This is a genomic window from Roseateles sp. P4_D2, from assembly GCF_056401875.1.
Window position 1 is genome coordinate 44,342 of the sequence record NZ_JBFUIM010000017.1, and the last position, 23,102, is coordinate 67,443.

Sequence of the window (23,102 nt, forward strand, 5' to 3'; positions counted from 1 at the left end):
GCGTTGAGGACATCATTCAAATAGACTGAACGCATGCCGAATCCTCAGGACAAACGCCGCGCACTGACCCCGGAAGCCCTGTCCATGATGGACACCATCGCCCGCACGGGCAGCTTCGCCGCCGCGGCTCGCGAGATGGGTCGGGTGCCGTCGGCGCTGACCTATTCCGTGCGCCAGCTGGAAGACGCGCTCGACGTGCTGCTCTTTGACCGCAGCTCCCGCCAGGCCGTGCTGACAGCGGCCGGCCAGGAGCTGCTGCACGAGGGCAGGCGCCTGCTGCAGGAACTGGACGCCGTGGCCAACCGCGTGCGGCGCATCTCCACCGGCTGGGAAAGCGAGCTGACGCTGGCCGTCGATGACGCCGTCGCCCGCCGGGCCCTGTTCGATCTGATGGAAGCTTTCTACGCCGAGAAGATCGACGGCGGCGGCCCACCGCCGACCCGGCTCAAGCTGCGCGTGGAGGTGCTGGCCGGCACCTGGGAGGCCTTGCTGCATGGCCAGGCCGACATAGCAGTCGGTGTACCGGGGCAGCTGCAGAACAGCGGCATTCACTGTGAGTTCGCGGGAGAGCTGGAGTTCGCCTTCTGCATTGCGCCCCACCATCCGCTGGCCAGCCTGCCCGAGCCGCTCAGCGCAAGCCAGATCGCCGAGCACCGCATCGTTGCCGTGGCTGACAGCGCCCGGCTGATGGCGCCGCTCAGCGTCGGTCTGCTGCCAGGCCAGGACGTGCTGACCGTGCCGTCGCTGGCCATCAAGCTGGAGGCCATGATGCGCGGCCTGGGCTGCGGCTCCCTGCCCGTGCCCATCGTGCGGCGCCACATCGAGGCCGGCCGCCTGGTGCGCAAGGCCACCTACGAAGGCCGGCGCACCGGCAAGATGCACTACGCCTGGCGCGACACCGGCCCTGTGCCGGGCAAGGCGCTGGCATGGTGGCTGGACAAGCTGCGCAGCGAGACGACGCGCAAGGCACTGCTCGAACAGCACGAGGGGCTGCTGCTCTGATGAGCTATCGAGGTCGATTCGCGCCCTCGCCCACCGGCCCGCTGCACGCCGGCTCGCTGGTGGCGGCGCTGGCGAGCTGGCTGGATGCCCGCGCCCACGGCGGCGAGTGGCTGGTGCGCATCGAAGACGTCGATGGCCCGCGCTGCCCGCCGGGCATGGACGAGGTCATCCTCGGCCAGCTCGATGCCCTCGGCCTGCGGCCCGACGAGCCGCCCGTCTGGCAGTCGCGCCGCGGCGAGCTGTATCAAGCCGCGCTGGACCGGTTGATTGCCTCCGGCCACGCCTATGGCTGCGCCTGCACGCGGGCCGAGATTGCAGCGGCAGCCGGCCCCAAGCCCAGGCATGGTGAACTGATCTATCCCGGCACCTGCCGAGATGGCACCCACGGCCGGCCGGTGCGGGCATGGCGCTTTCGCGTCGCGGGCCGCATCAACTGGCAGGACCGCCGGCTGGGCGCGCAATCGCAAGACCTCGAAACCGAAGTCGGCGACTTCATCCTCAAGCGCGCCGACGGCCTGTGGGCCTACCAGCTCGCCGTCGTCGCCGACGATGCCGAACAAGGCGTCACCGACATCGTCCGCGGTGAGGACCTGGCCGACAACACGCCGCGCCAGATCGCGCTGCAACGAGCACTTGGCTTTCCGACACCGCGCTATCTGCACACGCCGCTTGTGCTGGCGGTGGACGGGCACAAGCTGTCCAAGCAGAACGGCGCGGCGGCCATCGACCTTGCCGACCCTGCCGGGCGGCTGCGCGATGCCGCGAGTCGGCTGGGGCTGCGCTTGCCGGACGGGATGAACAGCGCCGAGGAAGTACTGACGGGCTCGGTGTCGAACTGGGAAGCGCTGGTGAGGGAATCAGTGGGTGAACGTTCGAGTTGAGACGCACAAGCTGGCGCGCCGAGCAGGAACAGGCTCAACCTTCCGACAACTGGCTCCACACCGGCCTGACCTCAATCGTGGCAACTGCAGCCATCGGGTGTTTGGCTGCGACCTCGACGGCGATGTCCAGACTGGCGCATTGGATGAGTTCATACGCGCACATTTGTTCGCGCGAGCGCGAGAACGGCCCTGAAGAGGGGCTGATCCTTCCATCCCTCACGCGCACGGTGACAGCCTCAGAGGCTGGCCGCAGTGGGTTGCCCTGGACTCGAATACCGCGAGCCTCCATCGACTTGATCCAGTCCATGATCTCCGCAACGAGGCGCTCCGTAGGTGCAAACCCGTCGTCGTGGGCGATGATGAGCAGATAGTTCATGCGTCTCTCTCAGAAGCGGCAGGGCAAAGGCGCCCTTCGACACGACGAACAAAGGGCTGAGCAATCGACACCAAGACCTCCCAGGCGACGAAACAGCCGCCTGGGCCAGGAGGCGACAATCCGGGGCTTTCCCCACAGCAAGGATTTCCCATGAACACCACGCCCACCGGCCTGCAGTTTGACGACACCGTCGAAGGCGATGGCAAGCAGGCAGCGGCCGGCCATGACGTCACCGTCCACTACACCGGCTGGCTCTGGGTCGACGGCGCCAAGACCGACAAGTTCGACTCCAGCAAGGACCGCGGCGACCCCTTCGAGTTCGAACTCGGCGCCGGCATGGTCATCCGCGGCTGGGACGAGGGCGTGCAGGGCATGAAGATCGGTGGCAAGCGCACGCTGATCATCCCGGCCGAACTGGGTTACGGCGCGCGTGGCGCCGGCGGCGTCATCCCGCCGAATGCGACGCTGTGCTTCGAGGTCGAGCTGCTGGGCCTCGCCGGCGGCCCCGAACATGTCGAGCTGAACCTGCACACCACCTCCAGCGGCCTGCAGTACGAGGACCGCTTGGTGGGCGACGGCGCCGAAGCCGCCAAGGGCCAGCGCGTGTCGGTGCACTACACCGGCTGGCTCTACAAGGACGGCATGAAGGGCAAGAAGTTCGACTCCAGCAAGGATCGCGGCCAGCCCTTCAAGTTCCGCCTCGGCGGCGGCGAAGTCATCCAGGGCTGGGACGAAGGCGTGCAGGGCATGAAGGTCGGCGGCACGCGCATGCTGGTGCTGCCGCCGGAGCTGGGCTATGGTGCCCACGGCGCGGGCGGCGTCATCCCGCCGAACGCGACGCTGCTGTTCGAGGTCGACCTTCTGGCGGTCTGACCCGAAGCCATTTCAAGCGACGGCAGGCGACTGACAAGCGCCTGTCATTCGCGGATGCTTTGATCCAGCCCGTTCACGAACCCAGATCACATCATGTCGATTGACCAACGCCGCTTCCCTCGCGTCGAGTTCTTCCTGGTGCCCGACGAGCACGAACAGCTGCCGGTCTGGGTCATCAAGCCCGAGGGCCTGGCCGAGAAGCGCGGCGGTGTCGTCGTCAACCTCAGCGAGGCCGGCCTGCAGATCCTGGCCGCGGCCGAGCCGCCGCTGGATGCCCAGCACTACGAGTTGCGCCTGCTGCTCGGCGAGGACGAGGGCGTGCCCCTCTTCAGCGCCGAGGTGCGCCGCGTCTGGACGCGGCCGCTGAGCCGCATCGTGCAGCTCGGCGGCTTCGAGTTCGAGTCGCCCAACTCCCAGGCCGAGGAGTTCCTGCTCGCGCAGACCGCGCAGATCACGGCGCGCAAATGGGTGCGCTGCGTGCTCGTGGAACGCATGACAGCCCTGGCCTGAATCCCTTCGCGTCCAGCCCCCTGGTGAGCGGGGCTGGACTGGGTTAGCGTGGTCGCGGGGCAGGTTTGCCCCGCCATTGCCCACGTCATGCTCGAAACCGACCACCTGCTGCGCTACTGGACCGACAGCCAATGGGCGGCCAACGTGCTGATGCTGATGCATCTGCTGGGCGCCATGGTGCTGGGCCTGTTGCTCGGCTATGAGCGGGCCTACCACGGCCGTGCCGCCGGCATGCGCACATACGCGCTGGTCTGCATGGCGTCCTGCGCCGTGACCATCCTCGTCGGCTACCCCGACCAATGGTTCGGCGGCCACATGGCCGGCGGTTCGCTGCCGCAGTTCACCGACCCGACGCGGGTCATTCAGGGTGTGGTGACGGGCATCGGCTTCCTGTGCGCCGGCGTCATCATGCGCGAGGGCATGAACATCTCGGGGCTGACGACGGCGGCGTCGATGTGGGCGGCATCGGCCATCGGCATCGTGCTGGGCATGGGCTTCTATTTCGCCGCCATCGCACTGACGCTGCTGTGCGCCACGCTGATGATGTGGGGCGCCAAGCTGGAAAGCCGCCTGCCCTCCCACCCGGCCATCGCGGTGACGCTGCGCGGCGAATCGGGCCGGCGCTTCACGCAGGCCGAACTGGCCGAGTTCGCCGATGGCCTGGGCTACCGCTTCGCGCCCGGCTCGCTGAGCATCGAGAAGCAGGGCGACCATGAAGAGTGGCGCTTCGTCTGCACGGCCAAGCAGAACTTCAAGGGCCAGACGCTATGCCGCTTCACCGACCGGCTGCATGAGCTGCCCGGCGTGGCGGGATACCGCGTGACCCACGCTCGCAACTAGAGCAGGCTCACGGCGGCCAGGTTCAGCAGCGAGGTCTCGCGCATCAGCCGCACGAAGTCAGCCAGGAAGGGCTTGGCCGCGAGCCCTTCGGTGCTGACGGCGTAGAGCCGCCCGGTCAGCCCGCCCTCCCCGATGCGTTGGCGCGCCACATAGCCACGCGCCAGATAGCCCTCCACCGCCCACAGCGGCAGCGCTGCAATGCCGCGGCCGCTGGCAACCAGCTGCAGCATGGCCACCGTCAACTCGCTGGTGCGGCGCGGCGGCGTGATGCCGGCGGGCTGCAGCACGCGGCGCACGAGGTCCAACATCTCGTCGGGCACCGGGTAGGTGATGAGGGTGTGGTCAGCAAAATCGAGCGCTTCGAGCCAGGGCTTGGCCAGCAGCGCATGGCCCTTGGGCAGCAGCGCAATGATCTCGAAGCTGAACAGCGGGTGCACGACGACGCCGGTCTCGTCGGCGTCCACATCCGACACGATGGCCAGCTCGGCGCGGTCCTGGTGCAGCAGGCCCACGGGGTCGGCCTGGAAGCCGGAGACGATGTCCAGCTCCACCTCCGGCCAGCGGCCGCGGAAGGCGTCCATGGCCGGCATCAGCCAGTCGAAGCAGGTGTGGCATTCCACGGCGATGCGCAATTGGCCGGCCGAGCCGTCCACCAGCCGGCGCACGTCGCGATCGGCCTCATCGACCTGGGTCAGCACGATGTCTGCCAGCTTCAACAGCCGCTGCCCGACCGCGCCGAACACCAGCGGGTTGCTCTTGCGGGCGAACAGCTCGGCGCCGTAGTGCTCCTCCAGGGCCTTGAGCTGGTGGGACAAGGCCGACTGCGTCAGGTTCAGCAACTGCGCCGCTCGGGACAGATTGCCGGCCTCGCGCAAAGCAACCAGGGTGCGCAGATGGCGCAGTTCGAGCGGCGTTTGCATGAGCGGAACTTTTGATGATTCAGAAAACGTTTCGTTTGAATCATAGTCATGAAGTGCCGATCATCACGAATCGCTTTCAGCATTGTTCGATTCATCATGATCAAGACTCATATCCTCGGCTTCCCGCGCATGGGCGAGCACCGCGAACTGAAGACGGCGCTGGAGCGCCACTGGCGCGGCGAGCTGCCTGCCACCGAGCTGGAAGCCCAGGCCGCCGCGCTGCGCGCCCGCCACTGGAAGCTGCAGCAGGACGCGGGGCTGGACCATGTCACCGTCGGCGACTTCGCCCTCTACGACCACGTCGCCCATCTGATCCAGCTGTTCGGCTGCGAACCGGCCCGCTTTGGCTTCAACGGCCAGGAGACCCCGCTGCAGCGCTATTTCGCGATGGCCCGTGGCATCACGACGACCCATGCCCACACCGAGGCCTGTGGCTGCAGCGGCACGCACGTCGATGGCGTGCCCGCGCTGGAGATGACCAAGTGGTTCGACACCAACTACCACTACCTCGTCCCCGAGTTCGACAGCGCGACCGAATTCAGCCTGAACGCCGAGCGCCTGCTCGCCGAAGTCGATGAGGCCATCGCCCTGCCGGCCAGCCCCAAGGTCGCGCTGCTCGGGCCAGTCAGCTTCCTGTATCTGGGCAAGAGCAAGCAGGAAGGCTTTGACCGGCTGGTGCTGCTGAAGCGCCTGCTGCCCGCCTATGAGCAGTTGCTGACCCGCTTGGCCGCCCGCGGCGTGACCTGGGTGCAGTTGGACGAGCCCATCCTCGGCCTGGACCTCAGCCCGGCATGGCAAGACGCCTTGCGCCTGGCCTATGCGCGCCTGGGCGTCGTCGGCCAGCCCCTGCTGCTGGCCACCTATTTCTCGCCGCTGGGCGACAACCTGGCGCTCGCCTGCGAACTGCCCGTCGCCGGCCTGCATGTCGACGCCGTGCGCGCCCCCGAGGAGCTGCTGCCCGTGGCCCTGCGACTGCCGCTGGACCGTGAGCTGTCGGTCGGCATCATCGACGGCCGCAACATCTGGCGCAGTGACCTCGACCAGGCGCTGTCACAGCTCAACAAGGTCCGCGAACTGCGCGGCGGCCGGCTGTGGGTGGCGCCGTCCTGCTCGCTGCTGCACGTGCCCTTCGGCCTGCGCCACGACGCAGCGCTGGACACCGAGCTGCAAGGCTGGCTGGCCGGCGCCGTCGAGAAGCTGGACGAGTTGCGCGTGCTCAAGCGAGCACTGTGGGGCGACGAAGCGAGCGTGGCCCGTGAACTGGCCGAGTCGCGCATTGCCCGCGCCAACCGCGTCACCAGCCGGCGGGTGCGCAATGGCACCGTCGCGGCCCGTCTCAAGGCCTTGCCGACCGATGCCGATCAGCGCCGCTCACCCTTCCCCACCCGTCAGGCCGCACAACGCCAGCGCCTGCGCCTGCCAGCCTTCCCGACGACGACCATCGGCTCCTTCCCGCAAACGGCCGAGATCCGCGCTGCCCGCGCCGCCTTCAAGCGCGGCACGCTGGGCGACGTCGCCTACCGCGAGGCCATGCAGCGCGAAATCCAGCTCGCGGTCAGCAAGCAGGAATCGTTAGGGCTGGACGTGCTCGTGCACGGCGAGGCCGAGCGCAATGACATGGTCGAGTACTTCGGCGAGCAGCTCTCGGGCTTCGCCTTCACCGCCAACGGCTGGGTGCAGAGCTACGGCTCACGCTGCGTGAAGCCGCCGGTGCTGTTCGGCGACGTGTCGCGCCCCAAGGCCATGACGGTGGACTGGACCGTCTTCGCGCAGAGCCTGACGGCCAAGCCCATGAAGGGCATGCTGACCGGCCCCATCACCATCCTGCAATGGTCCTTTGTGCGCGACGACCAGCCGCGCGCCACCACGGCGCTGCAGATCGCGCTGGCCATCCGCGACGAGGTGGTCGACCTGGAGGCCGCCGGCATTGCCGTCATCCAGATCGATGAGCCTGCCATCCGCGAAGGCCTGCCGCTGCGCCGCGCGGCCTGGGGCGCCTACCTGGCCTGGGCCACGCGCGCATTCCGCGTGTCGGCCAGCGCCGTGCGCGATGACACGCAGATCCACACCCATATGTGCTACTCGGAGTTCAACGACATCCTGCCCGAGATTGCCGCGATGGACGCCGACGTCATCACCATCGAGACCAGCCGCTCCGACATGGAACTGCTGCGCGGCTTTGGCGACTTCCGCTACCCCAACGAGATCGGCCCTGGCGTCTACGACATCCACTCACCGCGCGTGCCCGACGCGGCCGAGATGCTGCGCCTGCTGCGCAAGGCCGCCGAGGTCATCCCGGCTGACCTGCTCTGGGTCAATCCCGACTGCGGGCTGAAAACGCGGGGGTGGCCGGAGACCGAGGCGGCGCTGGCCCACATGGTGGCGGCGGCGCGCGAGCTGCGGGCGGAGGCGACGCCGGCCTGAATGCTCAGTGCTCGGCCTTCTCCTGAGGTTCGGCCAGCATGTCGGCGTGACGGTGGACGATCTTCCATTCGCCGTCTTCGCGACGGAACACCTCGGTGACACGCAGCGTCATCGACAGCAACTCGTCCTTGCCTTTTATCTGCACCCTGGCGTGCTGCAGGCCGGTCCAGTAGCCAACCTCGTGGTCGGCCGCGCTGTGGAAGATCTCAAAGCGGCTGCTTTGCGTGCCCTCGTCGAAGGCCTCCGCATCCTTGGCCTGGCGCTCCTTCACGGCCACCGCGCCGCGCACATGGCCACCGCCGGGGGGAAAGAAGCTCGCCTTGCCGTGCGCGGCAGCCAGCGCCAGGAAGGCGTCCGGCTGCCCGCGCACGTAGTCGAGCGAGGCGACTTCTCTCGCGTGCAGAAATTGCGTGAAAGATTCGGTCATGACGGCTCCCGAGGCGACGACGCATTCACTGTGCGGCCCAGTGCATTCACCCACTGCCGGAGCGGCCTGCATCGCCCCGTAGGCCAAGGCCTACTCGATGGCCGGATAGTCGCCGAGGCCGTCCGGCCAGGGCGTCAGGATCTCGAAGCCGTCGGCCGTCACGGTCACCATGTGCTCCCACTGGGCCGACAGCGAGTGGTCGCGCGTCACCACCGTCCAGCCGTCGTTCAGCTCGCGGATGCCGGCGGCGCCCGCGTTGATCATGGGCTCGATCGTGAAGATCATGCCCTCCTGCAGCTTCAGGCCTTCGCCCGGGCGGCCAAAGTGATTGACGTGCGGGTCGTCGTGATAGACGTCGCCGATGCCATGGCCGCCGTACTCGCGCACGACGCTGAAGCCGGCCGCATGCGCAACTGTCTGGATGGCATGGCCCACATCGCCTAACGTCGCACCCGGGCGCACCTGGCGGATGCCGGCGCGCAGCGCCTCATAGGTCGTGTTGACGAGCCGGCGTGCCAGCACATTGGCCTCGCCAACGATGAACATGCGGCTGCTGTCGCCGAACCAGCCGTCCTTGGTCAGCGTCACGTCCACATTGACGATGTCGCCCTTCTTCAGCCGTTTGTCCTTGGACGGAATGCCGTGGCAGACGACGTGATTCGGCGAGATGCAGGCTGTCTTTGGGTAGCCGTGATAGCCGACGTTGGACGGGATGCACTTCAGCGTGTTGACGATGTAGTCGTGGCAGATGTCGTCCAGCTCCTCGGTCGTCACACCGGGCACGACATGGGGCTTGAGCATGGCCAGCACCTCGGCGATGAGGTGCCCGGCCTCGCGAGCCTTGGCGACCTCGGCGGATGTTCGCAGTTTCAGGCTCTTCATGCCCGGGCCCCCTTGGCCTTGGGTGCCTGAGCCCAGCCGGCCAGGCGCGCCAGGTCCAGCCCGCCCTCCTGCTCGGCGCGGATCAGCAGCTGGCAGATCTCGCTGTGGCTCAGCTGCGGGTGCAGTTCGGCCAGCATGCCGATGCGCATCCAGTGCTCGGCCTGGGCATTGATGGAACGCGACAAGGCCTGGCTCGCAACGCGCAGGCTCTCGTGCATCGGATCGGAGATTTTGACGATTCCCATGCCGCGACTATATACGCTTCGTATACGAAACGTATATCACTCAGGCTTGGGCACCACCACCGTTTCGTAGGCGCTCAGGAACTCGGGCGGCATGCGCCGCGGCTTGCCGCTGCTGATCTCGATGCACACCAGCAACCACCGGCCGCGCACCAGCGTGACGCCGTCACTCGCGCGGCGCAGTTGGAAGCGGCGCTCCATCGTCAGCTTGCCGTCGCTGTCGGTCAGCCATGTGCCGAGCACCAGGGCCTCGCCCTCGAACGAAGGCAGCAGGTAGTCGTAGTGGCCTTCGCGAATGGCCATGGCGCGGTCCTGGCGGCGGTAGTCGTCAAGCGACAGGCCGAGCGCCTCGGAATGCGCCCAGCCGGCCTGCTCGCACCATTGCACATAGACGGCGTTGTTGGTGTGGTCCAACCCGTCGATGTGTTCGGCCGCCGGCGTCAGCGCCAGCGTGAACGGGGACGGGTAGTCCCAGTCATTCATACACGGAGACTTCCGGCCGGCGCGCCAGCACCGCGATGGGCGGCGCCCAACGCTCGCCGCGCGGCTTCTTGCTCGTCACCAGCGTGATCTCGCTGGGCTCAAACACCTCGACGTTGTGCGTGATCGGCGTCGTCAGCAGGTATTGCGCGCGGGTCGAGCGCAGGAAGTGCCCGACGAGCTGGATGTTGCGCACGTCCAGGTGGGCGAAGGGTTCGTCGATGAAGACGAAGCCGCCCGGCGTCTCGTCGTCCTTCATCAGGCCCACCAGCAGGATCAGGCTCTTCAGCACCTGCTGGCCGCCCGACGCCTCACCGTCATTCAGGCCGACCTCACCCTTGCCGTCGAAGTTGAACTTGACCTGTAGGCCCGCTTGCGCGAGTACGGTGTCGTCGTTGTCCAGGTGGGGTAGCACGGCTTCGGCGGTCACGCCGGCCAGTTCACCCAGTTCGGCAACGTTCTTCTTGTAGCGGCGCACGGTGGCGCGCATCACGTCGATGTAGCGCTCGCGGGCGTTGAAGGCGGCGATGCGGGCCAGCTCGTTGCTGGCGCGGCGGTCGCTGAGCTGGGTGTCCTGCTCGTGCACCTGGGCCGACATGCGGGCGTGACGGTCCACGACGCTGGCATCGACCTCCCAGTGGCCGCCTTGCAGTTCCTGGTCGACATGGTGGGCGCGGATCTCGGCCTGGCGGGCGTTCTCGAACTCGTCACGCAGCGCGGCCAGCGCGATGGGCGTGACCCAGGACTTGGGGAACTGGCTTTTCTGCGTGCGCGACTGACGCGATGCCGCACGCAGCGCCTCGCGTTTGGCCTCGTGCTCACGCACTCGGCCCGAAGCTGAGCCCTCGCCGTCGCGCAGCGCGATCTGCGCGGCTTCATAGGCCTGCTCGCTGCGCGTGGAGTCGCGCAGCATGCGGTCGTGCTCGCTGTCCAGCGTGCTCATGCGCGTGGACGCTTCGGCGCGCGCTTGGCGCAGCACCGGCAGGCGCGCGCGGGCTTCGGCGAATTCGTCGGAGCGTTCGCTCAATTCCTGCGCAGCCTTATGCCCAACGGCTGCGCGCTGCACGTCCTTGAACTGGCGTTCGACTTCCGCCTGCGCCTTGGCGATGCGGCTCAGCTCACCGTCCCAGCGGGCCAGCTCGGCCTCCAGCGCACCGCGGCGCGAGTCCACGGCCGACGCGCCGAACTGATGGTCGCGCGGCTCGACGAAGACGCTGCGGCCGCCGCGGCCGTCGCGGTAGTAGGCGTCGGTCGTGATCCATTCGCCGCCAGCCTTGGCGCCCTCTTCCGTCGACGTGACGCAGCGGATGCCGCCCAGCTGGCGCACCAGCCAGGTCGGCAGCGGCGCACTGACGTTCAGCGCCGCCAGCAGCGAGCCGGCCGGCGCCTGGCCTGCGGCCTGCGTGTCGGCGACGACGTAGTGGCGGTAGCGCTGCTTCGCCGCAATGTCGAAGGCGCGGCCTTCGTCGCTGCGGTGCTTCAGCACGACGACCCAGCGCGATGGGCGCAGCAGGCCTTCGGCGGCGGCGCGCCAGGTTTCGTCGGCGATGTCGACGCTGTCGGCAACGAGGTGGTGGGCGATGCCCGCGTCGTCCAGCGCGCGCTTCATCGGCGCGACCTCGGGCGGCGGCGGGGGCAGGCGCTTGCCGCTCAGCTCGCCCAATGCGGTCTGCGCGCGGGCGGCCTTGTCGCTGGCACGGGTGTAGTCGGCGCGCAGGCGCTCGCGTTCGCCGGCCAGTTCCTGCATGCGCGCCGTCAGCGCGGCGGCATCGGCCTCCACGTCGGCCAGCGCCTTCAGTTCGTCCTCACGCTTGACCAAGGCCTCGGCGGGCCGCTCGGCTTCGCGCGCCGAGTCGAACGCGGCGCGGGCCTCACGGCGTTCGCCGTCCAGCGCCTTCATGCGCTCCTTGGCCGCTTCCTGCGCCGTGAACAAACCATGCAGCGCCGCGCGCTTCTCGGTCAGCACCTTCACGTCACCCGAGGCAAACAGGCGCTGGCGGTGCAACTCGCGCGCATCGCGGGTGATGCGTTCGCGCACCTCGCTCCAGCGCAGCACGGGCAGCACTTCGGTGGCCAGGCGCTCGCGCTCCTGGATCTTGAGCTGGTACTGGCGGTGGCTGTTGACGCGGTTGGCCAGGTCGCTCAACTGCGCCTGCGTGTGCGCCAGCTCGGCACCGGCCTGCTCGACTTCCTTGCCCAGCTGTTGCTGGTGGCTGCGCGCCTGCTCGTAGCGGTCCAGCACCTCCTGGTCGCCGAACACCTCGAAGACGAGGCGCAGCAGCTCCTTAGGAGAAAGCTCGCAGAGCCGGTCGGTCTGGCCCTGCTCCAGCGCCAGCACGCGACCGATGGCGCGCGTGAGGCCGGCCGCTTCCAGCCGCTTCTTCCACGCCTCGATGCCCAGCCAGTCGCGGTCGCCTTTTTCGGCCAGTTGCTCGATCTCATGCGCACCGTCGAGGATGGTGTAGCGGCGCACCCAGTCGCCACCGTGGCGCTCGATGCGGCAGGCCAGCGTCACTTGGTCGCCGTACAGCAGCGACGAAGCGAATGGCCGGCTGCTGTTCTGGCGCGAGCGCGGGCGGTTGTCCACCAGCGCGCGCAGCCAGGCCGTCTCGGCGTTGGCGTGGCGGGCGTAGGTCTTGTACGTGCGGCCGCCGGAACACTCCAGGCCCAGCAGCGTGCGCATGGCGTCCAGCAGCGTGGTCTTGCCCGAGCCGTTGGGGCCGGCGATGGTGATGATGGCGCCGTCCAGCGGCAGCGTGACGCGCTGGCAGTAGTCCCAGTGCAGCAGTTCTAGCGATTGCAGGTGGAACATCAGTCGTCGATATGTTGTTGTTCTTCTTCACGCGGCAGCGCGTGGCCGGCGCGGGCGAGCACGTCGCCCATGGCGCCATCGAGGATGCGCGGCGCCAGCAGGTCGTAGTCGATCAGCAGGTCCAGCAGCGGCCCCTCGGCAATGTCCTCGCCGCGGCGCGTGATGAAGCCGTGGCGCTCCAGCAGCTTGAGGTTGGTGTCCAGCCGCAGCTTCTTGCCGAGCTGGTCGCCAAAGTCCGCCAGCAGGCTGCGGTAGCTGATCAGCGGCGCGACGCTGGCGGCCTGGGGCAGCGGCTTGTCGGCCGCGAACATCTCGCCCTGGCCGGCGTGGATGGCGTCGCTGCGCGCGACCTGGCGCTGGCGCTTCGGCAACACGATGAGCGACCACAGCACCACCAGCAGCGCCACGCCATCGCGCGGCAGATCGAGGTTGTTGTTAGCGGCCAGGCCCATCTCGCCGAACACGGCGCTTTCGGCCGGTCGCACGAGGGCGACGGCGATGTGGTCGGCGTGCACGTTGTCCACCACCTTGAGCCCGACGGCCCCCAGGCGCTGGCCCAGCAGGGTCCACAGCTCGGTGTCGATCAGCGCGCGGCGCACCAGCGGGTGGCTGCGCGGCAGCCAGCGCCGGGCCAGCAGTTGCGCCGCCAGTTGGGCGGCGTCGTCGAGAGGTTGGCTCATGAAGAAGAGGCTTCAGGTGTGAGGACGCCGCGGCTCATCCATTTGACGAACTCGTCGTCGACGGGGCCTTGTTCGGCGGACCAGCGCACGCTCCACGGCTGGCGGGCCATGTCGCCGGTGGCGCCCTTGAGGTGACGCGCCTGCGCGTCGCCCAGCAGTGGCAGCAGCTGGGCGCGGTAGGCGGCGCGCGCGTAGCTGTCACCCAGCACGGCGGGTGACAGGTCGCGTTCGATGGGATCAGTGGCCGCCCAGGCCGTCAGCAGCGCCTGCATCTGGTCCATGTCAGGCGGCAACTGCATGACAGCCAGCTCGCCCGTCGGCGCGGCCTGGCCTTGCGGCAGCGCGGCGATCTCGGCAGGCTTGGGGCGGTCGCGCTCGAACTCGGCCTCGGCCGTGTCGACGAGGTCGTGCTGCGACACGAGCACGGGGTGCACCGGCCGCTCCCAGCCATCAGCCAGCAGTTTGGCCAGGTCGCCCTGGCTCTGCAGCCAGCGGCGAACATCGGTCGTCGTGATGCCGGTGGAGCCGAGCGTCACACGCTGGCGGTCGGCTTGCTGCAACGCGCGGTTGAACTGGCTGGCCATCGCCAGCAGCCGCGCCTGCGCCAGGCCCAGCTCGCGGGCCAGGCGCTCCAGACGGGCATCGCCGGCGGCTTCGGCCTGGGCAATGATGGCACCCAGCGCCTCGCCAGCGCGATCCACCAGCGTCAGCGCCTTCTCGAAACGGGTGCGTGCGCGGCGCAGCGCGAACTCGCTGCCGCTGGCGATGGCATCGGCAAACTCGTCGTACAGGCGTGAGAGTTGGGCCAGCAGATGCTGCAGTTGCGCAGGTTGCAAGGTGCCGAGCTGATGGGCGCCGGCCACGCCAGCCAGCAGCGAGGCCAGGTCGCCGTCGGGCGCCTGCTCCTGCGTCAGCGGCTGCAGCAGGCCCACGAGCTGCTGGGCCAGCGGCGTGACGGCATAGGTCTGCGCGGTCGCGTCCCAGGCCAGCAGGTCGGCCTCGCGCAGGCGCTTGAGCACGCTGTCCAGCACCTCGTCGCGCAGCACGTGGAAGGCCTGGTTCAAGGCCTCGCGGGTCAGGCGCGACTCGCGCAAAGCCAGCAGCTCGAAGAACACCCACAGCCGCAGCCGCGTGACGCCCGCCGGGCCCTGGAACAGCGCCCGCAGCGCGACCTGCAAGGCGTCCTGGCGTTCGAGCTGCCACCACAGCAGCGCATCCGCCGGCGCGGCGCCGTCGCGGAAGTAGTCCTCCACGCGATCGGGGCGCGCGGTGTCGTCGGTGTCCAGGGGTGTCGTCAACATGGGGCGCGGATTATCGACGGGCCCTGAAGCCGCCAAATTAGGTGGTGTCGAGGGGTTTGACAGTCGACAGTCGCCGTCGGACAAGCTCATCACCAATTTCAATATCGACATCGGCTCGGCCCTGGGCACCAACGACGCTTTCGTCGGCTTCACGGCCGCGACCGGCTCGGGCTACCAGAACCACGACATCCTGAACTGGCGGCTGGCCAGCGACACCTCCATCACCACCGATCCAGGCCGTCTGCCCGAGCCGGCCGACCTGGCGCTGCTGAGCCTGGCCGGCGTGACGGCCCTCGCAGCCTCCCGGCGTCGCCGCGGCGGCTGACGTTCGGCTTTTGCGAACGCCGGCATCAAGCCGACTGAACCCAGGCCCGCGCAAGCGGGCCTAGTCTTATGGGCATGCAAACCCCTCGCCTGCCCAGCTTCTTCCTCTCCCACGGCGGCGGCCCCTGGCCGTTCATGGACGGCGACTACCGTCGCGCCCACGCCAGGCTTGAGACCTCGCTGCAGGCCCTGCCGGCCACGTTGCCGGCCAAGCCGAAGGCGATCCTGATGATCTCGGCCCACTGGGAAGAGGCCGCCTTCACTGTCATGACCTCGCCCGCGCCCGGCATGCTCTACGACTACGGCGGCTTCCCGGCCCACACCTACGAGGTGGTCTACCCGGCGCCGGGCGATCCGGCGCTGGCCGAGCGTGTTGTCGCACTGATCCAGGCCGCCGGCCTGCCCGCCGCCCGCGACGCCCAACGCGGCTTCGACCACGGCGCCTTCTGCACGTTGGTACCGATGTACCCCGACGCCGACGTGCCCGTCGTGCAGCTGTCGCTCAAGCGCGGCCTGAACCCGGTCGAACACATCGCGCTGGGCCGCGCCCTGGCGCCGCTGCGCGACGAAGGCGTGCTCATCCTGGGCAGCGGCTTCAGCTTCCACAACCTGCGCATGTACGGCATGGCGGGGCGCGAGCCGTCCGCCGCCTTTGATGCCTGGCTGCAGTCCACCCTGCCCTCTCCGGCCGGCCGTGCTGAGCGGCTGCTGGCCTGGGCCCAGGCACCCGCCGCCCGCCTGGCCCATCCGCGCGAGGAACATCTGCTGCCGCTGATGGTGGCCGCCGGCGCGGCCGAGGGCGAGGCCGCCAGCTGCAACTATCACGAGACTGAATTCATGGGCGGCGTGACAGCATCGAGCTTCCGATTCGGGTGACCGCGCGATTGGCGTCCTGACGACAGGGAGCCCCTGGGTGCTAGATTCGCTGAAGCCGCTTCGTCACCACAGGTCTTCATGAACTCTCATCACTTCCTTGCGCTGGCTCTGGCGCTCGCTGGCTTCCCCGCTTTCGCCGCCGAGACACCGAAGCCCCTACGCGCCCTGCTCATCACCGGCGGCTGCTGTCACGACTACGGTGCGCAAAAGGATCTGCTGAAGGAAGGCATCGAGGCGCGGGCGAACATCGTCGTGGATCAAATGCACAGCGACAACACCACCGGCAGCCCGCCGCTGCCCCTCTTCGGCAACCCCGACTACGCGCGTGGCTACGACGTGGTCATCCACGACGAGTGCGCGGCCGACCCGCGCGACCCCAGCTCGTTCAAAAGCGTCTTGAAACCCCATCTGGACGGCATGCCCGGCGTCAATCTGCACTGCGCGATGCACAGCTTTCGCTCTGGCGACTACACCAAGCCGGTAGCCCGCGGTGCGGACAACGCCCAATGGTACGAATACCTCGGCCTGCAATCGACCGGCCACGGACCGAATGAACCCATCGCGATCACCTTCGTCGACAAGGATCATCCGATCACGAGGACGCTCGACGGTTGGACCACCGTCAATGAGGAGCTCTACAACAACGTCCAGATCCTCGATGGCAAAGCGCTCGCAAAGGGCAGGCAGATCGTCAAGCAAAGCAGGCGGCAGCCCGACGGCAGCGTGACCGAAGAAGCACAGGCCGTCGAAACGGTCGTCGTCTGGACGAACGAATTCGGCCCGAAGAAGACGCGCGTGTTCAGCACCTCACTCGGTCACACCACGGCCACCGTCGCTGACGCCCGCTATCTGGACCTGGTCACCCAAGGCATTCTCTGGGCCACCGGCAAAGTCGACCAACCCGGCTACGCCAAGAAGAAGTAAGGCCACTCGCTGCTCCACTTCAAGCCATGACGAAAGCCCTGATCGATGCCCTGGTTGCCTGCCACCGTGACGGCAGCCGCTTGAGTGCCGCCGACTGGACCCACGCCGTACGTGACGAGGCCGATGCCTATGCCGTGCAAGACGGCATCGCCCGGGCGCTGGACTGGCGCTTCGACCGCTGGAAGTCCGGCGGCGCCAGCGCCCAGGGTCCGTTCAGCCATTCGCCAGTCAACCCCGTCCCCGGAACGTCACTGCTTGGTGTCGAGGCCGAGGTGGCGCTGCGCATTGACGCGGATGGGAGGGCGCAATCCATGTGCGTCGCTGTTGAACTGGTCGCCTCGCGCTGGCAGGAAGGGCTGGACGCGCCTGCCTTGCTGCGCATGGCCGACCACCAATCCAATGCCGGTCTGCTGCTCGGTGCCTGGCAACCCTATCGCCCGTTGCAGTGGGGTCAGCTCGAATGGCGTCTCAGCCTCACCGGCCAGCCCGATGTCGTCCGCCGTGGCGGGCATTCCCTGGCCGATCCGGCCGCCGTATTGCCGGCCTGGTTGCGCCATGCCACGCGCCATGGCGCCACCTTGCCAGCCGGCACCATCGTGACGACCGGCGCCTGGGGCGGGTTGCATCCGCTGACGGGTGCGGCCCGCGGCACGCTGGCCTTCGAGGGCCTGGGCGAACTCAGCTTTTCAGTAGCGGCGTGAAGATCGCAGCGAAGGCCGCGATGTTGAGGATCACCGTCAGCCAGTAGATGCGCCGGAACGCCGGCTTCACGCTCTTGTGGCGCAGCAGTTGCTGGGCGAGCAACGCGCCCGGCCAGCCGCAGGCCAGCGACAGCCCATGCAGGGTCTTCTCGCCCACGCGCCAAGCTCCCTGCCTGGCGGCCCGCTTGTCGAGCGCATAGACGATGAAGGTCGCCATGCTCATGGCGGAATAGATGCCCCAGAGCCAGTTCGGCAAGCCCCAGAGGAGATGGCAGGCCAGCACAAAGCCGGCAAAGGCCGGCACCAGCAGCAGCACACGGCTGCGATCGCGCGGCGCTGCGGGTAGCGGCGGCGCCTTGATGGGCCGCACGGCCAGCGCCCTCGGCTTGCCCTGGGCGTCAGAACCCGCCTGGAAGCTCAATCGCTCACCCACCACCGGCCGCTCGGCGCGGGCGGCAAAGGCCTGGATATGGACAAAGAGGCGGGCCGGGCCGCCGTCGGGCGCGATGAAGCCATAGCCCTTGGCGTCGTCCCACTGGACGAGGGTGCCGGTCTGCTTGTCGCTGGAACTGGTCATAAAAAAGGGCCCGCACTGCGGGCCCTCCATCATCGCCGGGGCGGCAGATGCCGCCGCGGGATCAGCGGCCGAAGCCGCCCTTGCGCGGGCCGCTCGGCGGACGGCGGTCGCCGAAAGCCGGCTTGGCGCCGAAGCTGGGCTTGCCGGCCGGCTGGAAGGAGCGCTCGCCGCGCGGCGCGAAGCCACGGTCGTCACGGGGCTGGAAGCCGCGATCTTCACGCGGTGCGAAACCACGATCCTCACGCGGAGCAAAGCCGCGGTTGTCACCCTGCGGCGCAAAACCGCGATCTTCACGGGGAGCAAAGCCGCGGTTGTCGCCTTGCGGGGCGAAGCCACGGTCATCGCGCGGCGCAAAGCCACGGTCCTGGCCGCCAGAACCATGATTGAAAGGCTTGCCACCACCGTGGAAGGGGCGGCTGCCCTCTTCACGACGGAAAGGCTTGTTGCCGAAGCCAGGGCGGCCGCCACCGAAGTGGCCACGTGGGCCGCGGTCGTCGAAGGAACCAGCCGGGCGCGGCGGGAAGATGCGCGGCTCTTGCGTCTTGGGCTCAAGACCGGCGATCTGCTGCACGGGGATCGTCTGCGTCGTGAACTGCTGGATGCGGCGGATCATGGACACGTCGTCACGCAGGCCCAGCGTGATCGCCAGGCCCTGGCGGCCGGCACGGCCGGTGCGGCCGATGCGGTGCACATAGTCCTCGGCCTTCATCGGCAGGCCGTAGTTGATGACGTGGCTGATCGTCGGCACGTCGATGCCGCGGGCCGCGACGTCGGTGGCCACCAGCACGCGCACTTGCTTGCTGCGCAGAGCCTGCAGCACGCGGTTGCGCTTGCCTTGCGGCATCGCGCCGTGCAGCGGTGCCACCGAGTGGCCGATCTCGGCCAGGCGCTCGGCCAGCCAGTCGGCGTCACGCTGCGTGCTGGTGAAGACGACGGCCTGCTCCATCTCCGGCAGGGCCAGGATGGACTCCAGCAGCTGGTCCTTGTGGTGGGGGTTGTCGGCCCAGTGCAGGCGCTGCTCGATGTTCTCGTGCGTGTCGGTGTGGTTGGCCACCTCGATGCGCTGCGGATCCTTCAGCAGGTTCTGCGCGAGGCGGCCGACGTGGCCGGCGAACGTGGCGCTGAACATCACGGTCTGGCGTTCAGCCGGGGTATTGCCGGCGATCATCGTGATGTCGTCGATGAAGCCCATGTCCAGCATGCGGTCGGCTTCGTCCAGCACCAGCATTTCGACATTGCCCAGCACGCACTTGCCGGAGTTGATGTGGTCGATCAGGCGGCCGGGGGTCGCGATCAGGATGTCCAGCGGGCCCATCAGCTGGCGGATCTGCAGCGGGTAGGGCATGCCGCCCAGCACGGTGGCGACCTTCAGGCCCGGAATGAAGCGGCCGTAGGTCTGTGCGGCCTTGGCAACTTGCATGGCCAGCTCACGGGTGGGGGCCAGCACCAGGATCTTGGGGCCATAGACCTTGCCCTTTTCGCGCTTCTTGCTGTCGTCGCCACGTGCGGCCAGGATCTTTTCCAGCGCCGGCAGGATGAAGGCAGCGGTCTTGCCCGAGCCCGTGCGCGCCGAGACCATCAGGTCCTTATTGGCGATGGCAGCGGGAATGGCGAGCGTCTGCACGTCGGTGGCGTTCTCGTAGCCGGAATCTTTCACGGCCTTCAGGACCACTTCGTTCAGGCCCAGGGTATCGAAACTCATGTCGTTCTTTCAGTCAAAAGCCCGTCCATGCCGCCCGAAAATCAGTGAGGGCGGACACGCAGGCGCTGAACAGACCATGCCGTTCAGCAGTCAAAGTCGCTGGGAGAAAGCTCGTGTCGGGCGGCTCGGGCTGCTGGTTGCAGTCGGGTGCGGCACGGGGGAACAGTCAAAGCGACGGCTTCATCGCCGCCGACCGATCCACGAGGGGTGTTCGAGAAGCCGTATGAACTACGGGCCGAACGAGGTCAGAGGAGACGTACGAAGCTCGGTTGGAACCGAGCGAAGCTGCGACTGTAGCACAGATCAGGGTTTTCACGGAATCCACCCCTGAGGCGCGGGTGTGAGCTCTGGCACACTTGCGGCCCGGGTCGGCAGAACACCCAGGCCTTGCCGCGCGGCACCCGCCGCGAGCTGAACCTGCCACGCATACCGCCTTCGTTCACGTGAACCTCGCGTGCGCCCTGGCTGCAAGTCGGCAAGCCCAGCCTCTTTCGTCGTTGGCGTGCGCATGGAGTGCCATCATGGCCCGTGAATCCCTGCCCCTCGTCGTGGACGACTTGTCCACCTTCACCAAGTCTCTGCGCACGCAGTTGCTGGCGCACCCCGCCACGCCAGGCCACCAGACCCTGCTGAACATGCTGGCCCGCGCAGCCGGGCATCGCAATCTGCAGATGCTGAAGGCGCGTCCGCCGGCCCTGCCCGTGCGGAACACAGCGACATCGTTCGCCGCACGCTGCGCCTGTTCGACGATCAGGGCCGGCTGCAGCGGCTGCCCGTCAAGCGCTCGCTGCAGTTGATGGCCCTGTGGGGCCTGTGGATGCGCTTCGACGCCAAGCGGCCTTACCGCGAGCGCGAGGTCAACCAGATCCTGACGGCCTGGCACTGCTTCGGCGACTACTGCACGCTGCGCCGTGATCTCGTCACCCAAAGCCTGATGGCGCGTACGACGGACAGCTCGGTCTACACCAAGCTGCCAGCGCGGCCGGGCGAGGACGCGATGGCGCTGATGCGGGCCTTACGTCAACTCGGCAACTAGCCAGCCGCGCAGGCTGTTGAAGAAGGCCAGGCCCTCGGCACGGGCCAGATCCTGCCGGGTCAGCCGTGCTTCCTTGAGACGGCCCAGGGCCAGTAGCTCAGCACGCAGCACGCCGGGCAACACCCCGGCGGCCAGCGGCGGTGTGAGCCACTGGCCGTCAAGCCGCAGGGCAAGGTTGCCGAAGCTGCATTCGGTCAGCTCGCCCGCCTCGTTCCAGAGGATGACGTCGAAGGCTTGGGCTGGCTTGTCGAAGGCATACAGCTCGCGGCGTGTCGTCTTGTGGGCCAGGAACTCGGCACTGGGCCCGAGCGTGGGAATGGGCTGATCGGCCAGCGCCAGCAGCACCGGCTCGGCCATCGGAGTGAAGGCGGTCAGCGTGTGATGCAGGCGCCCCTCGGCGTCGCCGGTCAGGCGCAGGCGCCAGCTGCCTTGTGCGTGGGCCTCCGCCACTGCCTTCAGGTGGGCCCGCGCCTCGGCCAGCGAGAAGCGCAGGCCGAAGTGGCGCGCCGTGCGCTGCATGCGGGCCAGATGGGCGTCGCCGCGCACCGCCACGCCGCCCTCCAGCCGCAGCGTCTCCAGCGCCTCGACGGGCGCCTCGGCGCGCGCCAGGAAGCGCGACTTGGCCCGCCATTCGGCGATTTCGGCGGCTGGCTCACTGTCCAGCGTGATGGCACTGCCGATACCGCAGGTCAACGCATCGCCGTGGAACTCGACGGTGCGGATGGGCACATTGAAGGTGGCAACGCCGCCGGGCTGGATCAGGCCCAGCGCGCCGCAGTACCAACCCCGCGCCGTCGGCTCCAGCTCGCGGATGATCTGCATCGCGCGGATCTTGGGCGCGCCGGTCACCGAACCGCAGGGGAAAAGTGCCGCGAAGGCATCGGCCAACGTCAACCCGCCGCGGCTGACGGCCGTCACGGTGGACGTCATCTGCCAGACCGTTGGCAGCGCATGCAGCTCGAACAGACGCGGCACGCGCACGGTGCCGAGCTGAGCGACGCGGCTGAGGTCATTGCGCAGCAGGTCCACGATCATCAGGTTCTCGGCGCGCTCCTTCTCGCTGGTGCGCAGGTGCGCCTGAGCCGCCTCGTCGTCGACACGGTCGCGGCCGCGCGGCGCCGTGCCCTTCATGGGCTGGGCCGCCAGCAGCCAGCTCGCCTTGGCACCGGGCACGGGACGCCAGTCGAAGAAGAGTTCGGGTGACACGCTGGCCGCGCCGGCTTCGCGCAAGAACAGGCTGAAGCCGCCGGGCTGGCTGGCGTGCAGGGCGAGGAAGAGCTGCTCGGCGTCCAGCGCGCCGGCCGCCGCGCGCAGCCGGGTGGTCAGATTGACCTGGTAGCAATCGCCGTCACGGATGTAGGTGCGGATGCGCTCGATGGCTGCCGTGCCGTCCGGTTCGGCGTCATTCCAGCCCAGGAAGCCGCTGTAGGCCGGAGGCAGCTCCGGCCAGGGCTCAGGGGGCGACTCGTAGACAGCGAACTCGGCCAGCGGCGCGGTGGCGCCGTGCGTCTTCAGTGCGGTGTCGAAAGCCGCGGCGGCCTCGTAACGCAGCCCCCCAAGCACCCAGGCGCCGGCTCGTGCCGCGGCTTCGGCCTCGGCGATGACGCCATGCACCTCATCCAGCCGCGTCGCCCGCAACCAGCGCGTCGGCGGCGTGGCCCAGCAGCCGCGCAGCCGCTCGCCGTCCTCGCGGGCCAGCGGGTGGCTGGGGAAGTCGAAAGCGGCGTGCAGCAAGCGCCGTGCGGCCCGGTCAGGCCAGGTTCAGGAAATGAGTGCGGTAGTGGACGAGCTCGTCGATGGATTCGTGGATGTCGGCCATGGCCGTGTGGGCCTGAGCCTTCTTGAAGCCCTCCAGCGCGGCGGGCTTCCAGCGCTTGGCCAGTTCCTTCAACGTCGACACGTCGAGATTGCGGTAGTGGAAGAAACTCTCCAGCTCGGGCATGTAGTTGGCGAGGAAGCGGCGGTCCTGGCAGATGCTGTTGCCGGCCATCGGGCTCTTGCCCTTGGGCACGTATTGCTTCAAGAAGGCGATGGTCTGGGCGGCGGCCTCGGCCTCGGAGACGGTCGAGGCCTTGACGCGGTCGATGAGGCCGCTCCTGCCATGGGTGCCCTTGTTCCAGGCATCCATCGCGTCCAGCGTCGCGTCGCTCTGATGCACGGCAAAGACCGGGCCTTCGACGCGCTTTTCGAGGTTGGCGTCGGTCACGACGACGGCGATCTCGATGATGCGGTCGGTGTCGGGATACAGCCCCGTCATTTCGAGGTCGATCCAGATCAGGTTGTTTTCGCTGAGGGCAAGGGTGTCGGACATG

Annotated in this window: 25 protein-coding genes and 1 pseudogene; 13 read left to right on the forward strand and 13 right to left on the reverse strand. The window is 68.3% G+C overall.

The features are described 5' to 3' along the window. Positions 1-33: 33 nt before the first annotated feature. Complete coding sequence (locus AC1DW0_RS26055; protein WP_477861484.1) at positions 34-1,002, forward strand: LysR family transcriptional regulator; 969 nt, start codon at positions 34-36, stop codon at positions 1,000-1,002. Then, positions 1,002-1,883, forward strand: coding sequence for a tRNA glutamyl-Q(34) synthetase GluQRS (gluQRS, locus tag AC1DW0_RS26060; protein WP_457355194.1), 882 nt, complete (start codon positions 1,002-1,004; stop codon positions 1,881-1,883). Before AC1DW0_RS26055 ends, gluQRS begins: the two co-directional genes overlap by 1 nt. 34 nt (positions 1,884-1,917) lie before the next feature. Here gluQRS and AC1DW0_RS26065 read toward each other — a convergent pair whose 3' ends face one another. Then, complete coding sequence (locus tag AC1DW0_RS26065; protein WP_457322231.1) at positions 1,918-2,259, reverse strand: YciI family protein; 342 nt, start codon at positions 2,257-2,259, stop codon at positions 1,918-1,920. Positions 2,260-2,409: 150 nt separating this feature from the next. Here AC1DW0_RS26065 and AC1DW0_RS26070 point away from each other — a divergent pair. From AC1DW0_RS26070 to AC1DW0_RS26085, 4 genes and pseudogenes are all read left to right on the forward strand, one after another. Further along, positions 2,410-2,754, forward strand: a pseudogene (locus tag AC1DW0_RS26070) (FKBP-type peptidyl-prolyl cis-trans isomerase); the annotation flags it as partial. A 30-nt stretch (positions 2,755-2,784) separates the two neighbouring features. Beyond that, positions 2,785-3,132, forward strand: a complete 348-nt coding sequence (locus AC1DW0_RS26075) for an FKBP-type peptidyl-prolyl cis-trans isomerase (protein ID WP_457355321.1) — start codon at positions 2,785-2,787, stop codon at positions 3,130-3,132. A 93-nt stretch (positions 3,133-3,225) separates the two neighbouring features. Beyond that, positions 3,226-3,642 carry a PilZ domain-containing protein gene (locus AC1DW0_RS26080; RefSeq protein ID WP_056197633.1) on the forward strand — a complete coding sequence of 139 codons (417 nt, stop codon included), beginning with the start codon at positions 3,226-3,228 and terminating at the stop codon, positions 3,640-3,642. An 87-nt stretch (positions 3,643-3,729) separates the two neighbouring features. After that, positions 3,730-4,482 (forward strand): MgtC/SapB family protein, encoded by a 753-nt coding sequence (locus AC1DW0_RS26085; protein ID WP_457355196.1) that lies wholly within the window; start codon positions 3,730-3,732, stop codon positions 4,480-4,482. Here the strand turns inward: AC1DW0_RS26085 and AC1DW0_RS26090 are convergent. Then, positions 4,479-5,402, reverse strand: a complete 924-nt coding sequence (locus AC1DW0_RS26090) for a LysR family transcriptional regulator (RefSeq protein ID WP_457322235.1) — start codon at positions 5,400-5,402, stop codon at positions 4,479-4,481. The genes AC1DW0_RS26085 and AC1DW0_RS26090 overlap by 4 nt on opposite strands. 96 nt (positions 5,403-5,498) lie before the next feature. Between AC1DW0_RS26090 and metE the strand changes: the two genes are divergently transcribed. Continuing rightward, positions 5,499-7,826, forward strand: a complete 2,328-nt coding sequence (metE, locus tag AC1DW0_RS26095) for a 5-methyltetrahydropteroyltriglutamate--homocysteine S-methyltransferase (RefSeq protein ID WP_477948883.1) — start codon at positions 5,499-5,501, stop codon at positions 7,824-7,826. Positions 7,827-7,830: 4 nt separating this feature from the next. Here metE and AC1DW0_RS26100 read toward each other — a convergent pair whose 3' ends face one another. The 7 genes from AC1DW0_RS26100 to AC1DW0_RS26130 form a co-directional block, all read right to left on the reverse strand. Continuing rightward, complete coding sequence (locus tag AC1DW0_RS26100) at positions 7,831-8,253, reverse strand: YybH family protein (RefSeq protein ID WP_056197640.1); 423 nt, start codon at positions 8,251-8,253, stop codon at positions 7,831-7,833. A gap of 90 nt (positions 8,254-8,343) precedes the next feature. Then, positions 8,344-9,135: a type I methionyl aminopeptidase gene (gene map / locus AC1DW0_RS26105; protein WP_477948885.1), complete on the reverse strand. Its 792-nt coding sequence runs from the start codon at positions 9,133-9,135 to the stop codon at positions 8,344-8,346. After that, entirely contained in the window at positions 9,132-9,380 is a 249-nt protein-coding gene (locus tag AC1DW0_RS26110) for a ParD-like family protein (protein ID WP_056197644.1), read from the reverse strand. Before AC1DW0_RS26110 ends, map begins: the two co-directional genes overlap by 4 nt. 36 nt (positions 9,381-9,416) lie before the next feature. Beyond that, positions 9,417-9,860, reverse strand: coding sequence for an acyl-CoA thioesterase (locus tag AC1DW0_RS26115; RefSeq protein ID WP_056197645.1), 444 nt, complete (start codon positions 9,858-9,860; stop codon positions 9,417-9,419). Continuing rightward, a complete protein-coding gene (locus AC1DW0_RS26120) occupies positions 9,853-12,669 on the reverse strand; it encodes an ATP-binding protein (protein ID WP_457447273.1) in 2,817 nt (938 codons plus the stop codon). The genes AC1DW0_RS26115 and AC1DW0_RS26120 overlap by 8 nt, the downstream gene beginning before the upstream one ends. Beyond that, complete coding sequence (locus AC1DW0_RS26125) at positions 12,669-13,349, reverse strand: hypothetical protein (protein ID WP_477948887.1); 681 nt, start codon at positions 13,347-13,349, stop codon at positions 12,669-12,671. The genes AC1DW0_RS26120 and AC1DW0_RS26125 overlap by 1 nt, the downstream gene beginning before the upstream one ends. Then, complete coding sequence (locus AC1DW0_RS26130; protein ID WP_477948889.1) at positions 13,346-14,650, reverse strand: hypothetical protein; 1,305 nt, start codon at positions 14,648-14,650, stop codon at positions 13,346-13,348. The genes AC1DW0_RS26125 and AC1DW0_RS26130 overlap by 4 nt, the downstream gene beginning before the upstream one ends. Between AC1DW0_RS26130 and AC1DW0_RS26135 the strand changes: the two genes are divergently transcribed. The 4 genes from AC1DW0_RS26135 to AC1DW0_RS26150 all read left to right on the forward strand — a co-directional run bounded on the left by AC1DW0_RS26135 (position 14,649) and on the right by AC1DW0_RS26150 (position 17,475). Further along, positions 14,649-14,975, forward strand: coding sequence for a PEP-CTERM sorting domain-containing protein (locus tag AC1DW0_RS26135; RefSeq protein ID WP_056197652.1), 327 nt, complete (start codon positions 14,649-14,651; stop codon positions 14,973-14,975). The genes AC1DW0_RS26130 and AC1DW0_RS26135 overlap by 2 nt on opposite strands. A gap of 74 nt (positions 14,976-15,049) precedes the next feature. After that, positions 15,050-15,850: a DODA-type extradiol aromatic ring-opening family dioxygenase gene (locus tag AC1DW0_RS26140; RefSeq protein WP_457355211.1), complete on the forward strand. Its 801-nt coding sequence runs from the start codon at positions 15,050-15,052 to the stop codon at positions 15,848-15,850. Between the two features lie 78 nt (positions 15,851-15,928). Beyond that, positions 15,929-16,774: a ThuA domain-containing protein gene (locus AC1DW0_RS26145; protein ID WP_477948891.1), complete on the forward strand. Its 846-nt coding sequence runs from the start codon at positions 15,929-15,931 to the stop codon at positions 16,772-16,774. 26 nt (positions 16,775-16,800) lie between these two features. Next, the gene (locus AC1DW0_RS26150; protein WP_477948893.1) at positions 16,801-17,475 is read left to right on the forward strand and encodes a 2-keto-4-pentenoate hydratase; all 675 of its coding nucleotides are present in this window, start codon (positions 16,801-16,803) and stop codon (positions 17,473-17,475) included. Here the strand turns inward: AC1DW0_RS26150 and AC1DW0_RS26155 are convergent. Both AC1DW0_RS26155 and AC1DW0_RS26160 read right to left on the reverse strand, forming a co-directional pair. Further along, positions 17,453-18,052, reverse strand: a complete 600-nt coding sequence (locus AC1DW0_RS26155; RefSeq protein ID WP_477948895.1) for a DUF1294 domain-containing protein — start codon at positions 18,050-18,052, stop codon at positions 17,453-17,455. The two genes, AC1DW0_RS26150 and AC1DW0_RS26155, sit on opposite strands and share 23 nt — an antisense overlap. 61 nt (positions 18,053-18,113) lie before the next feature. Next, a complete protein-coding gene (locus tag AC1DW0_RS26160) occupies positions 18,114-19,754 on the reverse strand; it encodes a DEAD/DEAH box helicase (protein ID WP_457355219.1) in 1,641 nt (546 codons plus the stop codon). 521 nt (positions 19,755-20,275) lie between these two features. Here AC1DW0_RS26160 and AC1DW0_RS26165 point away from each other — a divergent pair. Both AC1DW0_RS26165 and AC1DW0_RS26170 read left to right on the forward strand, forming a co-directional pair. Beyond that, positions 20,276-20,551, forward strand: a complete 276-nt coding sequence (locus tag AC1DW0_RS26165) for a hypothetical protein (RefSeq protein WP_477948897.1) — start codon at positions 20,276-20,278, stop codon at positions 20,549-20,551. Beyond that, the gene (locus AC1DW0_RS26170) at positions 20,551-20,790 is read left to right on the forward strand and encodes a DUF2087 domain-containing protein (protein ID WP_477948899.1); all 240 of its coding nucleotides are present in this window, start codon (positions 20,551-20,553) and stop codon (positions 20,788-20,790) included. Before AC1DW0_RS26165 ends, AC1DW0_RS26170 begins: the two co-directional genes overlap by 1 nt. Here the strand turns inward: AC1DW0_RS26170 and AC1DW0_RS26175 are convergent. Further along, positions 20,770-22,524 carry a chorismate-binding protein gene (locus AC1DW0_RS26175; RefSeq protein WP_477948901.1) on the reverse strand — a complete coding sequence of 585 codons (1,755 nt, stop codon included), beginning with the start codon at positions 22,522-22,524 and terminating at the stop codon, positions 20,770-20,772. The genes AC1DW0_RS26170 and AC1DW0_RS26175 overlap by 21 nt on opposite strands. A gap of 16 nt (positions 22,525-22,540) precedes the next feature. Continuing rightward, a complete protein-coding gene (orn, locus tag AC1DW0_RS26180; RefSeq protein ID WP_056197666.1) occupies positions 22,541-23,101 on the reverse strand; it encodes an oligoribonuclease in 561 nt (186 codons plus the stop codon). Position 23,102: the final 1 nt, after the last annotated feature.

Bases quoted from the DNA above. Each gene is read 5' to 3' on its own strand.
- AC1DW0_RS26065 (WP_457322231.1), bottom strand. From the start codon at position 2,259: ATGAACTATCTGCTCATCATCGCCCACGACGACGGGTTTGCACCTACG.
- AC1DW0_RS26085 (WP_457355196.1), top strand. From the start codon at position 3,730: ATGCTCGAAACCGACCACCTGCTGCGCTACTGGACCGACAGCCAATGG.
- AC1DW0_RS26080 (WP_056197633.1), top strand. From the start codon at position 3,226: ATGTCGATTGACCAACGCCGCTTCCCTCGCGTCGAGTTCTTCCTGGTG.
- AC1DW0_RS26090 (WP_457322235.1), bottom strand. From the start codon at position 5,402: ATGCAAACGCCGCTCGAACTGCGCCATCTGCGCACCCTGGTTGCTTTG.
- AC1DW0_RS26120 (WP_457447273.1), bottom strand. From the start codon at position 12,669: ATGTTCCACCTGCAATCGCTAGAACTGCTGCACTGGGACTACTGCCAG.
- AC1DW0_RS26055 (WP_477861484.1), top strand. From the start codon at position 34: ATGCCGAATCCTCAGGACAAACGCCGCGCACTGACCCCGGAAGCCCTG.
- AC1DW0_RS26100 (WP_056197640.1), bottom strand. From the start codon at position 8,253: ATGACCGAATCTTTCACGCAATTTCTGCACGCGAGAGAAGTCGCCTCG.
- AC1DW0_RS26110 (WP_056197644.1), bottom strand. From the start codon at position 9,380: ATGGGAATCGTCAAAATCTCCGATCCGATGCACGAGAGCCTGCGCGTT.
- AC1DW0_RS26145 (WP_477948891.1), top strand. From the start codon at position 15,929: ATGAACTCTCATCACTTCCTTGCGCTGGCTCTGGCGCTCGCTGGCTTC.
- AC1DW0_RS26125 (WP_477948887.1), bottom strand. From the start codon at position 13,349: ATGAGCCAACCTCTCGACGACGCCGCCCAACTGGCGGCGCAACTGCTG.
- metE (WP_477948883.1), top strand. From the start codon at position 5,499: ATGATCAAGACTCATATCCTCGGCTTCCCGCGCATGGGCGAGCACCGC.
- gluQRS (WP_457355194.1), top strand. From the start codon at position 1,002: ATGAGCTATCGAGGTCGATTCGCGCCCTCGCCCACCGGCCCGCTGCAC.
- AC1DW0_RS26170 (WP_477948899.1), top strand. From the start codon at position 20,551: ATGGCCCTGTGGGGCCTGTGGATGCGCTTCGACGCCAAGCGGCCTTAC.
- map (WP_477948885.1), bottom strand. From the start codon at position 9,135: ATGAAGAGCCTGAAACTGCGAACATCCGCCGAGGTCGCCAAGGCTCGC.
- AC1DW0_RS26150 (WP_477948893.1), top strand. From the start codon at position 16,801: ATGACGAAAGCCCTGATCGATGCCCTGGTTGCCTGCCACCGTGACGGC.
- AC1DW0_RS26135 (WP_056197652.1), top strand. From the start codon at position 14,649: ATGGGGCGCGGATTATCGACGGGCCCTGAAGCCGCCAAATTAGGTGGT.
- AC1DW0_RS26140 (WP_457355211.1), top strand. From the start codon at position 15,050: ATGCAAACCCCTCGCCTGCCCAGCTTCTTCCTCTCCCACGGCGGCGGC.
- AC1DW0_RS26160 (WP_457355219.1), bottom strand. From the start codon at position 19,754: ATGAGTTTCGATACCCTGGGCCTGAACGAAGTGGTCCTGAAGGCCGTG.
- AC1DW0_RS26155 (WP_477948895.1), bottom strand. From the start codon at position 18,052: ATGACCAGTTCCAGCGACAAGCAGACCGGCACCCTCGTCCAGTGGGAC.
- orn (WP_056197666.1), bottom strand. From the start codon at position 23,101: ATGTCCGACACCCTTGCCCTCAGCGAAAACAACCTGATCTGGATCGAC.
- AC1DW0_RS26130 (WP_477948889.1), bottom strand. From the start codon at position 14,650: ATGTTGACGACACCCCTGGACACCGACGACACCGCGCGCCCCGATCGC.
- AC1DW0_RS26115 (WP_056197645.1), bottom strand. From the start codon at position 9,860: ATGAATGACTGGGACTACCCGTCCCCGTTCACGCTGGCGCTGACGCCG.
- AC1DW0_RS26165 (WP_477948897.1), top strand. From the start codon at position 20,276: ATGGCCCGTGAATCCCTGCCCCTCGTCGTGGACGACTTGTCCACCTTC.